The organism is Brevibacterium sanguinis (assembly GCF_039528855.1).
Classification (GTDB): Bacteria; Actinomycetota; Actinomycetes; order Actinomycetales; family Brevibacteriaceae; genus Brevibacterium; species Brevibacterium sanguinis.
Genome location: NZ_BAAAMB010000005.1, coordinates 138,776 through 155,464, shown reverse-complemented (window position 1 = coordinate 155,464; position 16,689 = coordinate 138,776). Strand labels below are relative to the sequence as shown.

The 16,689-nt window shown below is 68.1% G+C and carries 11 protein-coding genes and 2 tRNA genes; 10 read left to right on the top strand and 3 right to left on the bottom strand.

Going from position 1 to position 16,689, the window contains the following annotated elements:
- Positions 1-224 precede the first annotated feature (224 nt).
- Both ABD154_RS05575 and ABD154_RS05570 read left to right on the top strand, forming a co-directional pair.
- Entirely contained in the window at positions 225-1,730 is a 1,506-nt protein-coding gene (locus ABD154_RS05575; protein WP_344250520.1) for a dicarboxylate/amino acid:cation symporter, read from the top strand.
- A gap of 212 nt (positions 1,731-1,942) precedes the next feature.
- A tRNA-Gly gene (locus tag ABD154_RS05570) sits at positions 1,943-2,013 on the top strand.
- A 451-nt stretch (positions 2,014-2,464) separates the two neighbouring features.
- Here ABD154_RS05570 and ABD154_RS05565 read toward each other — a convergent pair.
- Positions 2,465-2,549, bottom strand: a tRNA-Leu gene (locus ABD154_RS05565).
- Positions 2,550-2,686: 137 nt separating this feature from the next.
- Between ABD154_RS05565 and ABD154_RS05560 the strand changes: the two genes are divergently transcribed.
- A complete protein-coding gene (locus ABD154_RS05560; RefSeq protein ID WP_232623608.1) occupies positions 2,687-3,310 on the top strand; it encodes an ANTAR domain-containing response regulator in 624 nt (207 codons plus the stop codon).
- 230 nt (positions 3,311-3,540) lie between these two features.
- Here the strand turns inward: ABD154_RS05560 and ABD154_RS05555 are convergent, their stop codons facing one another.
- Entirely contained in the window at positions 3,541-3,999 is a 459-nt protein-coding gene (locus tag ABD154_RS05555; RefSeq protein ID WP_211979175.1) for a hotdog fold thioesterase, read from the bottom strand.
- Between the two features lie 43 nt (positions 4,000-4,042).
- Here ABD154_RS05555 and polA point away from each other — a divergent pair, with 43 nt between their 5' ends.
- Both polA and ABD154_RS05545 read left to right on the top strand, forming a co-directional pair.
- Positions 4,043-6,712: a DNA polymerase I gene (gene polA / locus ABD154_RS05550; RefSeq protein WP_211979176.1), complete on the top strand. Its 2,670-nt coding sequence runs from the start codon at positions 4,043-4,045 to the stop codon at positions 6,710-6,712.
- A gap of 95 nt (positions 6,713-6,807) precedes the next feature.
- Complete coding sequence (locus tag ABD154_RS05545; protein ID WP_211979177.1) at positions 6,808-7,422, top strand: maleylpyruvate isomerase N-terminal domain-containing protein; 615 nt, start codon at positions 6,808-6,810, stop codon at positions 7,420-7,422.
- Positions 7,423-7,678: 256 nt separating this feature from the next.
- On the opposite strand, the gene ABD154_RS05540 is transcribed toward ABD154_RS05545, so the two are convergent.
- The gene (locus ABD154_RS05540; RefSeq protein ID WP_137824113.1) at positions 7,679-8,518 is read right to left on the bottom strand and encodes a class I SAM-dependent methyltransferase; all 840 of its coding nucleotides are present in this window, start codon (positions 8,516-8,518) and stop codon (positions 7,679-7,681) included.
- A 206-nt stretch (positions 8,519-8,724) separates the two neighbouring features.
- On the opposite strand from ABD154_RS05540, the gene rpsA reads away from it, so the two are divergent.
- From rpsA to ABD154_RS05515, 5 genes are all read left to right on the top strand, one after another.
- Positions 8,725-10,203, top strand: a complete 1,479-nt coding sequence (gene rpsA / locus ABD154_RS05535; RefSeq protein ID WP_198498851.1) for a 30S ribosomal protein S1 — start codon at positions 8,725-8,727, stop codon at positions 10,201-10,203.
- Between the two features lie 49 nt (positions 10,204-10,252).
- Entirely contained in the window at positions 10,253-12,049 is a 1,797-nt protein-coding gene (locus ABD154_RS05530) for a hypothetical protein (protein WP_249121057.1), read from the top strand.
- 38 nt (positions 12,050-12,087) lie between these two features.
- Entirely contained in the window at positions 12,088-13,062 is a 975-nt protein-coding gene (gene coaE, locus ABD154_RS05525; protein ID WP_211979178.1) for a dephospho-CoA kinase, read from the top strand.
- Positions 13,063-13,108: 46 nt separating this feature from the next.
- On the top strand, positions 13,109-15,244 hold the full coding sequence (uvrB, locus tag ABD154_RS05520; protein WP_232623606.1) for an excinuclease ABC subunit UvrB: 2,136 nt from the start codon (positions 13,109-13,111) through the stop codon (positions 15,242-15,244).
- A 311-nt stretch (positions 15,245-15,555) separates the two neighbouring features.
- A complete protein-coding gene (locus ABD154_RS05515) occupies positions 15,556-16,620 on the top strand; it encodes a TerC/Alx family metal homeostasis membrane protein (RefSeq protein ID WP_211979179.1) in 1,065 nt (354 codons plus the stop codon).
- Positions 16,621-16,689: the final 69 nt, after the last annotated feature.

Here is a 16,689-nt window from a genome sequence, read left to right as displayed (position 1 = left end):
CGGTCGGGCCCTTCTGTGTGCCGTCGTCCGGGACGGCCGGCCACTGCTCTTCTGGTCGACCACCTCGGCGGGGATCCAGTCGTACGGGATGGTTGGCCGCCTCGGCGAAGTTGCGATCCATGTCACTCCGGTTTGCGGAATTCGACGGATTGCTCAACAGTTGTGCAGTGAGTTGAGTTTTCCACGGGCGCCGCTGTGCCCGTGCCACCGTCGAAAGGAACCATATGAGACTGCCGGCTTGGTCGAAGTCGTTCGGGGTGCAGGTGACGATCGCGCTGATCGCCGGTGTCGTCCTCGGGCTCGTCGCCCGTTCGTGGGGACCTGTGAGCGAGACGCAGGACAACTGGCTGGGGACGACGCTCGAGACCATCGGGTCCTCGTACGTCACCCTGCTCAAGGCGGCCGTCGTGCCGCTCATCATCACCGCGATCATCGCGAGCATCGGCAACCTGCGCAAGGTGACCAATGCCGCGAAGCTCGCCGTGTCGACGCTGCTGTGGTTCGCGCTCACCGCGCTCATCGCCGTCATCATCGGACTCATCATCGGCGTCGTCATGCAGCCCGGCGCGCACGCGGACGCCGCGTCCCTGCAGGGCGGGGCGCCGTCGAGCGAGGGCAGCTGGATCGGCTTCCTCACCGGGCTCATCCCGGTGAACTTCCTCGGCCTCGAGGTCGCGACGGCACCTGATGACACGGGCGCGCTGGCCTCGGAGGTCAACTTCAACGTCCTCCAGCTCATCATCGTCTCCGGTGCGCTCGGCATCGCCGCGGTCAAGGTGGGCAAGGCGGCCGAGCCGTTCCTCGAATTCGCCGAGGCGGCCCTCGCCGTCGTCCAGAAGGTCGTGTGGTGGATCGTGCGGATCGCCCCGATCGGCACGCTCGGCCTCATCGGCAACGCCGTGAACTCGTACGGCTGGTCGACGATGGGATCCCTGCTGTGGTTCGTCGTCGCCGTCTACATCGGACTCGCGATCGTCTTCTTCGTCGTCTACCCGCTGCTCGCCCGCGTCAACGGACTCTCCGTGCGCCAGTACTTCTCCGGTGTGTGGCCGGCGACGCAGATGGGCTTCGTCTCCCGTTCCTCGATCGGGACGATGCCGGTGACGCAGAAGGTCGCGACCGACAACTTCGGCGTCCCGCAGGGGTACGCGGCCTTCGCCGTGCCGTTCGGGTCGACGACGAAGATGGACGGCTGCGCGGCCATCTACCCGGCGATCGCCGCGGTGTTCGTCGCCCAGTTCTTCGGCATCGAGCTCGGACCCATCCAGTACCTGCTCATCATCTTCGTCTCCGTCATCGGGTCGGCCGCGACCGCCGGGACGACGGGTGCCACGGTCATGCTCACCCTCACGCTGTCGACGATCGGCCTGCCGCTCGAGGGTGTGGGACTGCTGCTCGCGATCGAACCGATCGTCGACATGGGCCGTACCGCGCTCAACGTCTCCGGTCAGGCGCTCATCCCGGCGATCGTCGCGAAGCGCCACGGCATCCTCGACGTCACCCGGTACGACGCGAAGCGCATCGACGGCTATGTGCCGGTGACCGAGGACGTCGCTGACGGTGCCAGCGCGGACGGTGTCTCGGGTGCGGACGGCGCCACGGGTGCGGTTGCTCCGGTAGCCGGTGGCTCGAACGTCGTCGGCGATGCGCAGAAGTCCGTCGCCGACTCCGGAACTGCGGGTGCTGCTGAATCCGCTGCCGGGGCGCGGACTGAGAGCTCGCGCGTCTGAGATCTCGCGGGACTGAGATCTCCTGCTGCGCCCGCCCCTGAACGGGGGCGTCCGCTTGAGTGAGCACCATCGACCGTCCGGCCTCCGGGCCGGACGGTCGCGTGCGTTCTGCACGTCCGCGACACGCGCCTCACCGCAGATCGGTGTCTCGATTCGCGCGTCGACTGCGCATAGTCGCCTGACATCGGCTACATTGGGAGATGTTCCACTTCGCGGGTGTAGTTCATCGGTAGAATGAGACCTTCCCAAGGTCTAGAGGCGGGTTCGACTCCCGTCACCCGCTCTCATCGCTCGAGGCCCTGTTCGCCGCTTGAACTCAGGGACTCCTGGCTTCCGGCAAGTGCTCGTTGTCAAGTTTTCTGAAATCCTCGCACCCCCGGCGCACCTCGTTGGTCTCGCGCTCTCTCTGCGGTCCCCGACTCACTGCATGAATCGCGTGTGCGCCACCTCGGCGGCGATTGTGCGCCACGCCCATGGCGAAAATGAGTGCGATTTCGCCATGACCCTGGCGCAGAACCTCAGGGGCCGTCATCTACCTGGCGCAGAATCCCAGGGGTCGCCATGAGCTTGGCGCGAAATCACGAGTCTGCGGAGGCCACTGGTGTCAATTGCACGAAGCTCCGCAAGCGTACGGATGCACTGCTGCTGAGTCGTGCCGAGAGTGGCGTCTGTGCCGACCCGAAAGTGCTGAACGTGCCGCGATATCGCAGGCGCGATGCAGGGACACGTCGCCGTGGTACCGGATGTGGGACTCGAACCCACACGTCTTTCGACAACGCATTTTGAGTGCGCCGCGTCTACCGATTCCGCCAATCCGGCTCGTCGAGAACACCGTTCCCGACATCGACAACTCTACGGCAGGGCACGCGGCATCGCCCAATCGCCTTGCCCCATGGGTGGCTGTCCTCACAGGGGAAACGGCTGATGCGCAGGCATGCCTGGTCTAGACTGGTGCCGTGCTTTCCAACAGCGAACAACCCACCGCAGATGAATCCGTGCCCGTCCGCCGCGTCGTCGTGGCCGAAGACGAGGCCGTGATCCGTCTCGACATCGTCGAAATGCTCCGCGAAGTCGGCTACGACGTCGTCGGTGAAGCCGCGGACGGCGAATCCGCGATCCGGCTGGCCGAAGAGCTGCGTCCCGACCTCGTCGTCATGGACATCAAGATGCCGATCCTCGACGGCATCGCCGCGGCCGAGCGCATCGCCAAGGCCCGCATCGCCCCCGTCGTCCTCCTCACCGCGTTCTCGCAGAAGGAACTCGTCGAGCGCGCCCGCGACGCCGGAGCGATGGCCTACGTCGTCAAGCCCTTCACCTCGGCCGACCTCATCCCGGCGCTCGAGATCGCGCTGTCGCGCCACGCGGAGATCAGCTCGCTCGAATCCGAGATCTCCGACCTCACCGAGCGCTTCGAGACCCGCAAGCTCGTCGAGCGCGCGAAGAGCCTCCTCCAGACCTCGATGGGTCTGAGCGAACCCGAGGCCTTCCGCTGGATCCAGAAGACCTCGATGGACCGCCGTCTGACGATGCGCGAAGTCGCCGAAACCGTCCTCAAGCAGATCGGCGCGAAGAAGGACTGACACCTTCCCATCGGGCGGTTGCCGGCTGATCGGCGCCGACCCCGGCTCACGTTGAGACGACTCGGCCCCGGACGCGGAGAGAACCGCGACCGGGGCCGTCGTGCGTGCGGAAACGATCACCGCGCCGAGGCGGTCGACCGCCTCGGCGCATCACGGTGAGCGCTGCCCATCCGGCAAGCATTGCCCACCCGGTGAGCGGTGCCCACCCAACGACCCGACCGCCGGGCGGCCTACTGCGCCTTCGAGGCGAGGATCATGTTCGTGATCCGCACGATCGAGAGCAGCCGACCCTCCTCGTCGGTCATCCTCACCTCGTGGGACATGAGCGTGCGGCCGCGGTGGAGCACCTCGGCGCGCCCGGTGACGAGCTCTCCGCGCATCGCCCGCAGATGGGTGGCATTGAGGTCGACGCCGACGACGTTCTTCCCGCCGCTGGTGAGGAACGCATGCATCGAGGCGAGCGATTCCGCGAGGACGACGTGACCGCCGCCGTGGAAGAGGCCCATCGGCTGCGTGTTGCCTGCGACCGGCACGGTCGCGCTCATCCAGTCGAAGCCGATGCCGGTGAACGCGATGCCCATCCGGTCGGCGAGCCCACCCCCGGCGCCCTGGGCGTTGAGCTGGTCGAGCAGACCCTTAGCCTCGTCCTCGGTCGTCTCTGCTGTCAGCGATACGTGCGGAACCACCATCGATCTCCTTCTCATGTCCGTGATGAACGCTAGGCTAAGGCATGTGAGTCACGCTAACGAATCCCTCCTGCTCATCGACGGTCACTCGCTGGCCTACCGCGCCTTCCACGCCCTCCCGGCGGAGAACTTCTCCACGAGCACCGGCCAGACGACGAACGCGATCTTCGGGTTCATCTCGATGCTCATCAACGTCCTCCGCGACGAATCGCCGAGCCACGTCGCCGTCGCCTTCGACCTCGGCCGGGAGACGTTCCGCCTCGAGGAGTACCCGGAGTACAAGGCGGGGCGGGCGAAGACCCCGCCGGAGTTCCACCCGCAGATCGACCTCATCAAGGACATCGTCACCGCCATGGGCATCCGGGTCGTGACGAAGGAGGGCTTCGAAGCCGACGACGCGCTCGCGACGATGGCGACAATGGGCACCGAGGCCGGCGCCGCGGTCGAGGTGATGACCGGGGACAAGGACTCCTTCCAGCTCTCGACCGACACCGTGACGATCCTCTATCCCAAGCGCGGGGTCAGCGACCTCGTGCGGATGACGCCCGAGGCGATCGAGGAGAAGTACGGGGTCACCCCCGCCAACTACCGGGGCCTGGCCGCGCTCGTCGGGGAGAAGGCCGACAACCTGCCCGGCGTGCCCGGAGTCGGGGACAAGACCGCCGCGAAATGGCTCAAGGCCCACGGCGACCTGCCCGGCGTGCTCGAGCACGCCGACGAGATCGGCGGCAAGGTGGGGGAGAAGCTGCGCGACCACATCCCCGAGGTCGAACGCAACTACCGCCTCAACCGGCTCCTCGACGACCTCGACCTCGGCCTCGACTTCGCCGACCTGAAATGGGGCGAGGGCGACCCGGCCGAGCTCAGCAGCCTCTTCGACCAGCTCGAGTTCCAGGCCCTCGGCAAGCGCCTGGCGGCGATCTTCGGCGACGCCGCGACCCCGGAGGCGGCGGAGTCCGCCCCCGCCCGGGAGGTCGAGATCGCGACGGTCGCTGTGCCCGCCCTCCTCGACTCCATCGCCGAGGCGGATGTCCTCGCGCTCGACACCGACGGGACGTACGAACTCGGACACGGCGATGTGCGCTTCCTCGCGGTCTCCGCCCAGCCGGGGACCGCCTCGGTGGTCGACCTGGGAGAGGCGAGCGACGCCGACCTGGCCGCCCTTGAGGCCGCCCTGCGGAAGGCCGCGCTCATCTTCCACTCCTCGAAGGTGCAGATCAAGGCCCTGCGCTCGGTGGGCATCGACCTCACCGACGTCGCCGGGGACACGGCCCTGGCCGCGTACCTCCTCGTGCCCGACCAGCGCAGCTACGAACTGCGCGACATCGCCGCCGAGCGCGCCGGCATCGACCTCGCCCCCGCCGAAGCGAAGGACGGTCAGCTCGCCCTCGACCTCGACACCGACGCGACCGCGCGCACCCACGGCGCCAACGCCGCGGCCCTGCTCGAGGTCCACGAGATCCTCGCGACGGCCATCGACGAGGCGAACATGACCCAGGTCTACCGCGACATCGAGTTGCCGCTCGTGCCCGTCCTCGCCGGCATGGAGCTCGCCGGCATCGCCATCGACGAAGCGGGGCTGGCCGAACTCGTCGAGGACTTCACGAAGCAGGCGCAGGCAAGTGCCGAACTCGCGTACGAGGCGATCGGCCACGAGGTCAACCTCGGCTCCCCGAAGCAGCTCCAGACGGTCCTCTTCGACGAACTCGACATGCCGAAGACGAAGCGGACGAAGACGGGATACACGACCGACGCGGATGCGCTGGCCGAGCTCTTCGTCAAGACCGAGCACCCGTTCCTCCAGCACCTGCTCGCCCACCGCGACGCGACGAAGCTCAAGCAGACCGTCGTCGGCCTCGGCAAGACCGTCGCCGAGGACGGGCGCATCCACACGACGTATCAGCAGACGGTCGCGGCGACCGGCCGCCTGTCCTCGCTCGACCCGAACCTGCAGAACATCCCCGTGCGCACGGAGTCGGGCCGGCGCATCCGGGAGGTCTTCGTCGCCGACCCGCACGTGCCGGGCGGACTGCTCCTCACCGCCGACTACTCGCAGATCGAGATGCGCATCATGGCGCATCTGTCCGGGGACGCCGCGCTCATCCAGGCGTTCAAGGACGGCGAGGACCTCCACTCCTACGTCGGCTCGAAGGTCTTCTCCGTCGGCATCGACGAGGTCGATGCGACGATGCGCTCGAAGGTCAAGGCGATGTCGTACGGCCTCGTCTACGGACTCTCCGCATTCGGACTGTCGAAGCAGCTGGCGATCGGCGTCGATGAGGCCCGCGGTCTCATGGACCAGTACTTCGAGCGCTTCGGCGCCGTCAAGGACTACCTCGACGAGATCGTCGAGCAGGCCAGGGACAACGGCTTCACCGAGACGATCATGGGCCGCCGGCGCTATCTGCCGGCACTCCACAGCGACCGCCGGCAGCTGCGGGAGATGGCCGAGCGCGCGGCGCTCAACGCCCCGATCCAGGGCTCGGCGGCCGACATCATGAAGATCGCCATGCTCAAGGTCGCCGACCGCCTCGAGGGCTTCCGATCCCGGATGCTCCTCCAGGTCCACGACGAGATCATCGTCGACCTCCACCCCGAGGAGGCCGACGAGGTCAAGGCCATCGTCACCGAGGAGATGGGATCGGCGTACGAACTCGACGTCCCGCTCGACGTCAACGTCGGCACCGGCGTCTCCTGGCACGCCGCCGCCCACTGAGTCTGGCATGCCGCCGCCCACTGAGGGCGGTGTGGCGTGGGCACGAGCAGGATCGTGCGCCGAGGTGGTGGTCCGAACCTGGCTAGACTGTCGACATGGACGGGCGATTGACCGAGAACTTCGCCGAGGCGGCCTGCTGGGTCGAGTCCCTCGTCGACCGCATCGACCCGCGCGCATGGGACGGACCCGGCCTGGGCGACTGGAGTCTCCGTGCCCTCGTCGGTCACACGAGCAGGTCACTGCTCACCGTTGAGGCCTACCTGGTCGCTCCCGCCGACGAGGTGGCGCTCGAGAGCCCGGAGGCCTACTTCGCCTTCGTCGCCACGCAGACGAGCACCGATCCGGGCGCCGTGTTCGAGCGGGGCGTCGCCGCCGGTGAGGCCCTCGGCAGCGACCCCGGGCGTGCGCTGAGCGCGATCGCCGACCGGGTCATCCCGCTCGTTCAGTCGGCTGAGGACCGCGTCATGACGACCGCCGCCGGCCCGATGCTGCTCAGTGCCTATCTGCCGACGCGGACGTTCGAACTCACCGTGCACGGTCTCGACATTGCCGCGGCTGCCGCAATCACCGCCTCGGCGCCGGACGGTCCCTTGGTCGAATCGCTCGGTATCGCAGCCCGACTGGCTGCCCTCGGAGGCGACGGAGAGCGCGTGCTCCTGGCGCTGACGGGCAGAACCGCGCTCGGAGACCGTTTCTCCGTCCTCGACTGACGAGGTCCTCGACCGAGGTTCGCGGCCGCCCCGCTCTCGATCTCGCGGCAGCGCGGAAATCGCGTTGGCGCGCTCTCGATCAAGCCGGAGCACGGATAGCGGCCCGTGCACGACCCGCTATCCGCGCTGCCCCTTGATCGAGGGGCAGCTGCCGCGTGATCGACGGAAGTTCGCGCCGAGGCGGTCCGGCGGCCCGGCAGTCGCGTAGTAGGGGCACGGGTCAGGCCCCGGGCAGAATTCAAACCTCGGGCAGAGGTCAGGCCTCGGGCAGGGTTGTCGAGAAGATCACGGTGCCGGGCATGAGAGCACCGCGCAGGGGCGACCAGCCGCCCCACGCCGTCTCGTTGGAGTCGGGCCACTCGGGTTCGGTGACCGCGTCGATCCGGAAGCCGGCGGCCACGAGGAGGCTCACCCAGTCGCCCATCGTCCGGTGGTGCTCGGCGTAGACGGGCTGACCGTCGGCGGCGATCTCGACGTACGGGGTCCGGTCGAAGTACGAGTACTCGACGGTCAGCCCGTTCTCCCCGGGCACGTCGGGGAACATCCAGCGCATCGGATGCGTCGTCGAGAACACCCACTTCCCGCCGGGACGGACGACGCGGGCCACCTCGGCGAGGACCACCTCGGCGTCCTTGACGAAGGGGAGGGCCCCGTACGCGGAGAACGCGATGTCGAAGCTGTTCGAGGCGAACGGCAGCTGGCGGGCATCGGCGCGGACGAACGTCGGGGGAGTGGCGTCGGCGCTCAGCGGATTCTCCCGCTGCAGGCGCGAGGCCTGCTCGAGCATGCCCGCGGAGACGTCGATGCCGGTGGCGATCGCCCCCTCCTCGGCGAGCCAGCGGGAGCACTGGCCGGCCCCGCACCCGACCTCGAGGATCTGGCGGCGGGCGACGTCACCGAGGAGATGGACGTCGGATTCGTGAATTCCCTCGGGACACCAGATGAAATCGGAGGCGCCGAGGAAGCTGCCGTGCTCGGCGAGGTAGTCCTCGGCGGAGTTGTCCCAATAGCTGCGATTGGCGCGCACTGACGCCTCTTCGTCGATGGGCAGGTACCCGCCGCTGATGACCTCTGTCGAATAGCTTCCGTCGCTCATGAGTCCTCCGCGGTCGAACGGGCAGATCACCTCGGATTCCGAGGGTGCATTCACGCCCTGAATGATGCTAGTATTGACAACCGTATGTGCGTATGCATACAAGTCCATAATCGTAATCGAGACCGGATGCGATTCCCCACAGGCTGTGTCACAGCAGATCAAGGGTATCGGATCCGGGACACAATTCCATCGGAGTCCCTACCTATATGACCACCACCACGCCGGAATCGGTGCAGCCGAAGCAGGTCGCTGTCAATGACATCGGAACCGCTGAGGACTTCCTCGCCGCCGTCGACGAGACGATCAAGTACTTCAACGATGGCGACATCGTCGAAGGCACCGTCGTCAAGGTCGATCGCGACGAGGTCCTCGTCGACATCGGATACAAGACGGAAGGCGTCGTCCTTTCGCGTGAACTCTCCATCAAGCACGATGTCGATCCCGGCGAAGTCGTCGAGGTCGGGGACCCCATCGAGGCACTCGTTCTCCAGAAGGAGGACAAAGAGGGCCGTCTCATGCTGTCGAAGAAGCGTGCGCAGTACGAGCGCGCCTGGGGCGACATCGAGAAGATCAAGGAAGAGGACGGGGTCGTCACCGGCACCGTCATCGAGGTTGTCAAGGGCGGCCTGATCGTCGACATCGGCCTCCGCGGCTTCCTCCCCGCCTCGCTCGTCGAGATGCGTCGCGTCCGCGACCTCGCCCCCTACATCGGGCAGCAGGTCGAGGCGAAGATCATCGAGCTCGACAAGAACCGCAACAACGTCGTCCTCTCGCGCCGCGCCTGGCTCGAGCAGACCCAGTCCGAGGTCCGCCACGACTTCCTCCAGACCCTCCAGAAGGGTCAGGTCCGTCCGGGCGTCGTCTCCTCGATCGTCAACTTCGGTGCCTTCGTCGACCTCGGTGGTGTCGACGGACTCGTGCACGTCTCGGAGCTGTCCTGGAAGCACATCGATCACCCGGGTGAGGTCGTCACCGTCGGTGACGAGGTCACCGTCGAGGTTCTCGACGTCGACATGGACCGGGAGCGCGTCTCGCTCTCGCTCAAGGCGACGCAGGAAGATCCGTGGCAGCACTTCGCCCGGACCCACGTCATCGGCCAGATCGTGCCGGGCAAGGTCACCAAGCTCGTTCCGTTCGGTGCGTTCGTGCGCGTCGAGGACGGCATCGAGGGCCTCGTCCACATCTCCGAGCTCGCCGTGCGCCACGTCGACCTCCCGGAGCAGGTCGTCTCCGTCGACGAGACGATCTACGTCAAGGTCATCGACATCGACCTCGAGCGCCGCCGCATCTCGCTCTCGCTCAAGCAGGCGAACGAAGGCGTCGACCCCGAGGCCGAAGAGTTCCTCGACCCCGCTCTCTACGGCATGCCGCAGGAGTACGACGAGGACGGCAACTACAAGTACCCCGAAGGCTTCGACCCCGAGACCAACGAGTGGATCGAGGGTTTCGAGGCGCAGCGCGAGGTCTGGGAGCAGCAGTACGCCGCCGCCCAGTCGCGCTGGGAAGAGCACAAGAAGCAGGTCGCGAAGGCGATTGCCGCAGACGCCGAGGCCGGCGCCGCGGAATCGGGCTCCGACGCCGCTCCCGCCACCGGGTCCTTCTCCTCCGAGGAGTCGGGCGACGAAGGCACGCTCGCCAGCGACGAAGCACTCGCAGCCCTGCGTGAGAAGCTTGCAGGCAGCTGACATCAGCGCAGTGAAGGGCTCCCGGCCGACAGGTCGGGAGCCCTTTGCATTGGCGCGACTGCGACCCTGGGCGTGGTACGCCCTCGCCCTCACGCTCGGCAGCATCACCGTCTTCGGCGGGGTCGCCGCCGACCCGGGCGGCACCGTGTCGGCCGGCAACGACGACTCCTCCCTGTTCATCTGGTGGCTCGGCCACGGCGCCGAGGTGCTCGCGGGCCTCCTCGGCTTCGGCGGGGGTCTCGCCGGCACCGGCGACGGCTTCCTCTACACCGAGGCGATGAATGCGCTGGCCGGCGGCGTCAACGGCGCCTGGAACACCTCGCTGACCGGCATCGCCATCCTCCTCGCCCCGCTGACGTGGGTGGCCGGGCCGATCATCGCCTACAACGCCCTCATCCTCAGCCTCCCGGTGCTCAACTCGCTGGCGTGCGCGATCCTCTTCCGCCGGTTCCTCAAGCGCGGACCCGCGTTCGCGGCCGCGGCCGGCATCGGCTTCTCCTCCTACGTCATCGCGCAGCTCTCGGGCCACCCGAACCTCGCGTTCGCCGTCACCCCGCCGCTCGTCGCCGCCCTCGTTCTCGCGCTCCTGTCCGGTCCGCGCACCGGCCGACCTGGCGGACGCCGCTTCTGGCTGCTCAGCCTCGGCCTCGGCGTCGTCCTCGGATTCCAGTTCTACGTCTCCACCGAGGTGCTCGCTGGGACCTTCCTCGCGTTCCTCTGCTTCCTCGCCGCCCTCATCGTCTGCGGCCGTTCCCTGCTGTCGCCGGCCGGCTGGCTGCGGCTGGGAGCCGGCGGCCTCCTCGGCGCCGGCATCGCCCTGCTCGCGGCCCTGCCGCTGCTGATGACGATGGCCGGGCCCAACGCGCCGTCGGGGGCGATCCGTCCGCACGGCGTGTGGAACACCGATCTCCTCGACCCCATCGTGCCGGGCCTGCCGACGCTCTTCGGGACCGGGGAGTCGCCGCTGCCGCGCGTCATGGACCTCGACGGCGCGGAGATCGGCGCCTACGTCGGCCTCCCCGCGCTCATCGCCGCGGCCCTCATCATCCTCACCCTCGGACGGCGGGGGAGATGGGTCGTGCCCGTGCGCATCGCCGCCGTCTCCGGGACCCTCGTCTTCCTCCTCTCCCTCGGATCGCCGGTCCTCCTCGCCGGTCAGCCCCTCCTCGGCGCGGGACCCTTCGCCCTCGTCGAGGCGATCCCGGTCCTCAACAACATCCTGCCGATGCGCCTCGTCCTCCATTCGACGATCGCGCTCTGGGCGATCCTCGGCTGCGGGCTGCAGTGGGCGCTCGAGCGCCGCAGCACCCGGGCGGGCATCGGCATGCTCGCCCTCCTCGCCGTGTCCGCCGTCGTCGTCCTGCCCGGCGCCCAGCCGACCCGTGAGGTCTACGTGCCCGACTTCTACACCGGATCCATCGCCGAGGTGATCCCGGAGGGGGCCGTCGTCAAGACCCTCCCGCGCCCGCTGGCCTGGGCGGCTCCGCACGCGGACGAGGCGATGGTGTGGCAGTCGGTGGCCGATTTCCGCTACCGGGAGACCGGCGGGTACTTCATCGGCTCGAGCCCGAGCTCGCCGATCATCTACTCCGCACCCGAGGACGACCTCGATGCCGCGCTGCGGGCGACGATCTTCAACGGCGCCCCGGTGCCTGCCGCCTCCGATCCGGCCGTCACCGCCGGGGTCGAGGGCCTGCGCGCCGATGGCGTCGACTTCGTCGTCCTCGCGCCCGAGGCGCCGCTGACCCCGGGCGGGACCGGTGAGCTCGAAGGCCTCCTCGATGCCGCGCTCGGGGAGCCCGTGTTCTCCGGTGAGGGCGTCGTCGTCTACCGGGTGAGTCGGTGACGCCGTTCGCTGAGGACGCGGTTCGCTAAGCTGGCCCCATGCTGAGAATCGGACTGACCGGGGGGATCGGCGCGGGCAAGTCGACGGTGGCGAACCTCCTCGCCGCCCACGGTGCGGAGATCATCGACGCCGACGTCATCGCCCGGGAGGTCGTCGCCCCGGGGGAGCCGCTCCTCGACGCCCTCGCCGCCGAGTTCGGGCCCGCGATCCTCGCCGCCGACGGCAGCCTCGACCGGGCCCGGCTGGCCGCCGTCGCCTTCGCCGACGCAGAGTCGACGAAGCGCCTCGGCGAGCTCATGCACCCGGTCATCCGGGATCGAACGGCCGGCCGCTTCGCCGCCGCGGACGCCGAGGTGGTCGTCCACGATGTGCCCCTCCTCGTCGAGAACCACATGGAGGTCGGGTACCACCTCACGCTGCTCGTCGACGTCCCCGCCGCGGTGCGCCTGGACCGGCTCGCCGAGACCCGAGGGATGGACCGGGCCGATGCCGAATCCCGCATCGCCCGGCAGGCCACGGACGAGGTGCGCCGCGCCGCCTGCGACGTCCTCATCGACAACACGGGAACGCCGGCCGCCACCGCGGAGATCGTCGACGCCCTCTGGGACTCCCGGCTCGCCCCCTTCGCCGCGAACCTCGCCGCGCAGCGTCCCGCCGCGCGCAGCGGCGACGACCGTATACGGCGCCGGGAGGGCGACGCGGAGCGGCTCGTCGCGAAGCTGCGCCACGGCACGGGGGAGACGCACCCGATCACCGCGCAGGACACCGCCCCCGATGCCCCGCTCTCCTTCGTCCTCGACGCCGGGGACGCCCGGACCGCCGAGGCGCTCGCACCGCAGCTGACCGCGCTCGGGTTCCCGCCCGCGGAGTCCGGAGGCGACACCGGAGTGCGGGCGAGTGCCGATCCCGGCCAGCCCGCCGAACTCCGCGTGCGCACGACGGCCGGGGATGCGGGGGCGGCGGTGGGCGCGGAACCGGTGGGCGCGGAAGGAGCCCGGGACAGCGCGGAATGACCGTCCCGCCCAGTGCCGTGTCAGGGCCGAGGTCTAGGCTGGGGGCATGAGCGAAACCCGTCCCCTGCCCGCGATCGGGCACCGCCCGGACGTCACCCGCACGGTGGCGCCCTTCGAGGTCGTCTCCGAATACTCCCCCTCGGGCGATCAGCCCACCGCCATCCACGACATCTCCGACCGCCTCGAGTCGGGAGAGCGCGACATCGTCCTCCTCGGCGCGACCGGCACCGGCAAGTCGGCGACCACGGCGTGGCTCATCGAACAGGTGCAGCGTCCGACGCTCATCATGGCGCCGAACAAGACGCTCGCCGCGCAGCTGGCCAACGAGTTCCGCCAGCTGCTGCCGAACAACGCCGTCGAGTACTTCGTCTCCTACTACGACTACTACCAGCCCGAGGCGTACGTCCCGCAGACGGACACGTTCATCGAGAAGGACTCGTCGATCAACGACGAGGTCGAGCGGCTCCGGCACTCCGCGACGAATTCGCTGCTGACCAGGCGCGACGTCGTCGTCGTCTCGACCGTCTCGTGCATCTACGGCCTCGGCACGCCCGAGGAGTACGTCGACCGGATGGTCACCCTCCACAAGGGGCAGGAATGCGACCGCGACGAACTCCTCAAGCGGTTCGTGTCGATGCAGTACTCGCGCAATGACATGGCCTTCACCCGCGGCACCTTTCGGGTGCGGGGCGACACGGTCGAGATCATCCCGCAGTACGAGGAGCTCGCCCTGCGCATCGAGTTCTTCGGCGACGAGATCGAATCCCTCCAGACCCTCCACCCGCTCACCGGGGAGATCGTCCGTGACGAGGACACGATCCACGTCTTCCCCGCCTCCCACTACGTCGCCGGGGAGAACCGGATGGGGCGGGCGATCAGCGAGATCGAGGACGAGCTGCAGTCGCGGCTGAGCGAATTCGAAGCGCAGAACAAGCTCCTCGAGGCCCAGCGCCTGAAAATGCGCACGAGCTACGACCTCGAGATGATGGAGTCGATGGGCTTCACCTCGGGCATCGAGAACTACTCCCGGCACATCGACGGACGCCCTGCGGGGTCGGCCCCGAACTGCCTGCTCGACTACTTCCCCGAGGACTTCCTCCTCGTCATCGACGAATCCCACGTCACCGTGCCGCAGATCGGCGGCATGTACGAAGGCGACATGTCCCGCAAGCGCACCCTCGTCGAACACGGCTTCCGCCTGCCGAGCGCGATGGACAACCGGCCGCTGAAGTTCGACGAGTTCCGCGAGCGCGTCGGACAGACCGTCTACCTGTCGGCGACCCCCGGCGACTTCGAACTCGAACGGTCGGAGGGCACCGTCCAGCAGATCATCCGCCCGACCGGTCTCGTCGATCCCGAGGTCGTCGTCAAGCCGACGAAGGGCCAGATCGACGACCTCCTCGACGAGATCAGGACACGGGTCGAGAGGAACGAGCGCGTCCTCGTCACGACCCTGACGAAGAAGATGGCCGAGGATCTCACCGACTACCTCCTCGAGCACGAGATCCGCGTCCAGTACCTCCACTCCGACGTCGATACGCTGCGCCGCGTCGAACTCCTCACCGAGCTGCGCGCCGGTGAGTTCGACGTCCTCGTCGGCATCAACCTGCTCCGCGAGGGCCTCGACCTGCCGGAGGTCTCGCTCGTGGCGATCCTCGACGCCGACAAGGAGGGCTTCCTGCGCTCGGCGACCTCGCTCATCCAGACGATCGGACGCGCGGCCCGCAACGTCCACGGCGAGGTCCACATGTACGCCGACACGATCACCCGGTCGATGCAGGAGGCGATCGACGAGACGAACCGCCGTCGCGAGATCCAGATCGCCTACAACGAGGAGCACGGCATCGACCCGGCGCCGCTGGTCAAGAAGATCGCCGACATCACCGAGCGCCTGCAGCGCGAGGACGCCGACACGCGCGAGCTCCTCACCGAATTCGACTACGGCAAGGGCAAGCGCGGCTACAACTCGACGCTCACCGACGAACAGCGGCAGGCCGCTTCGAGCGGCGGCGGCTCGCTGCGGCCACCGGCCGCCGATCTCACCGAGCTCATCGAATCCCTGACGACGCAGATGCATGCGGCGGCCGCGGAACTCCAGTTCGAACTCGCCGCGCGGCTGCGCGATGAGCTCTCCGACCTCAAGAAGGAGCTGCGGGCGATGAAGGAGGTCGGCCACGCGTGAGCCGGCCGCCGCGCGTGCTGCGTGCCCGGCGGCCACGCGGCAGGCGGGCTTGACGGGAATCCCGTCCGCGTCCTGAGAGGCGGATGCGCACAATCGCGGCAACCCGACTATACTGGTGAGGCTGGCGAAAGGGAGTATCCCGTCCATCCGTGCTCGTCACCACGACCCGTCTGCGGGTCCGGGCACGGAGCGCACGCCGCCGCAGGCTCGCCCGCCGCACCGCGAACATCGCGGTCGGCCGACGACTCCGCGGTCACAGCGTGGGAGAGACTTTCGACACGGGTACAGTCCGTCATCACGAAAGGCCCCAATTGGATACCCTGTCCTCCACCCTCGCCGCCGGCGGCAATGCCGCTGCATCGACAGGAGCAGTCATTCCCGGCTGGTTCATGATCACCTCCGGGATCATCGTCGTCGCGATCCTCATCTTCGACCTCCTCCTCGTCATCAAGCGCCCCCACGTCCCCTCGATGCGCGAGGCCGGCATCTGGGTCGCGTTCTACGTCGCCCTCGCCCTGGCCTTCGCCGGTTCGCTCTTCTGGATCGGCGACGCCCAGCACGGCAGCGAGTTCCTCACCGGTTGGCTGCTCGAGTACTCCCTGAGCATCGACAACCTCTTCGTCTTCATCATCATCATGAGCAGCTTCCAGGTGCCCCGGAAGTACCAGCAGGAAGTCCTCATGGTGGGCATCATCATCGCCATCATCTTCCGCGGCATCTTCATCCTCGCGGGAGCGGCGATCATCAACGCCTTCGTCGAGGTCTTCTTCCTCTTCGGCCTCTTCCTCCTCTTCGTCGCCTACCGTCAGGCCTTCAGCAGCGACGACGAGGGCGACGGCGAGAACGCGCTCATCCGCTTCCTCCGCAAGCGGATCAACGTCGTCGACGAGTACCACGGCAACAAGCTGCGCGTCGAGCTCGACGACGGCAAGAAGTACTGGACGCCCATGTTCATCGTCTTCCTCGCGATCGGCTCGACGGACGTCATGTTCGCCCTCGACTCGATCCCCGCGATCTTCGGTGTCACACAGAACGCGTTCCTCGTCTTCACCGCGAACGTCTTCGCCCTCATGGGTCTGCGCCAGCTCTACTTCCTCCTCGGCGGACTCGTCGACAAACTCGTCTACCTCCACTACGGGATCGCGGCGATCCTCGCGTTCATCGGCGTCAAGCTCTTCCTCCACGCCCTCCACGAGACCGATGTGTCGTGGCTGTCGTGGGGCAACTCGGTGCCCGAGGTCCCGACGTGGCTGTCGCTGACGTTCATCGTCGTCGCCATGGTCGTCGCGACACTCGCCTCGCTGTGGAAGATGAAACGCGAGGGCAAGTCGTTCCGGGACGCCGGAGCGACCGAAACGGAAGCCAAGCAGGACTGAGCCCCCGCTCCCGCAGGCGGCACGCGCCGCAGCGGAGACAGCAGTGCGCGGGTGCCCCCGTCAGCGGTG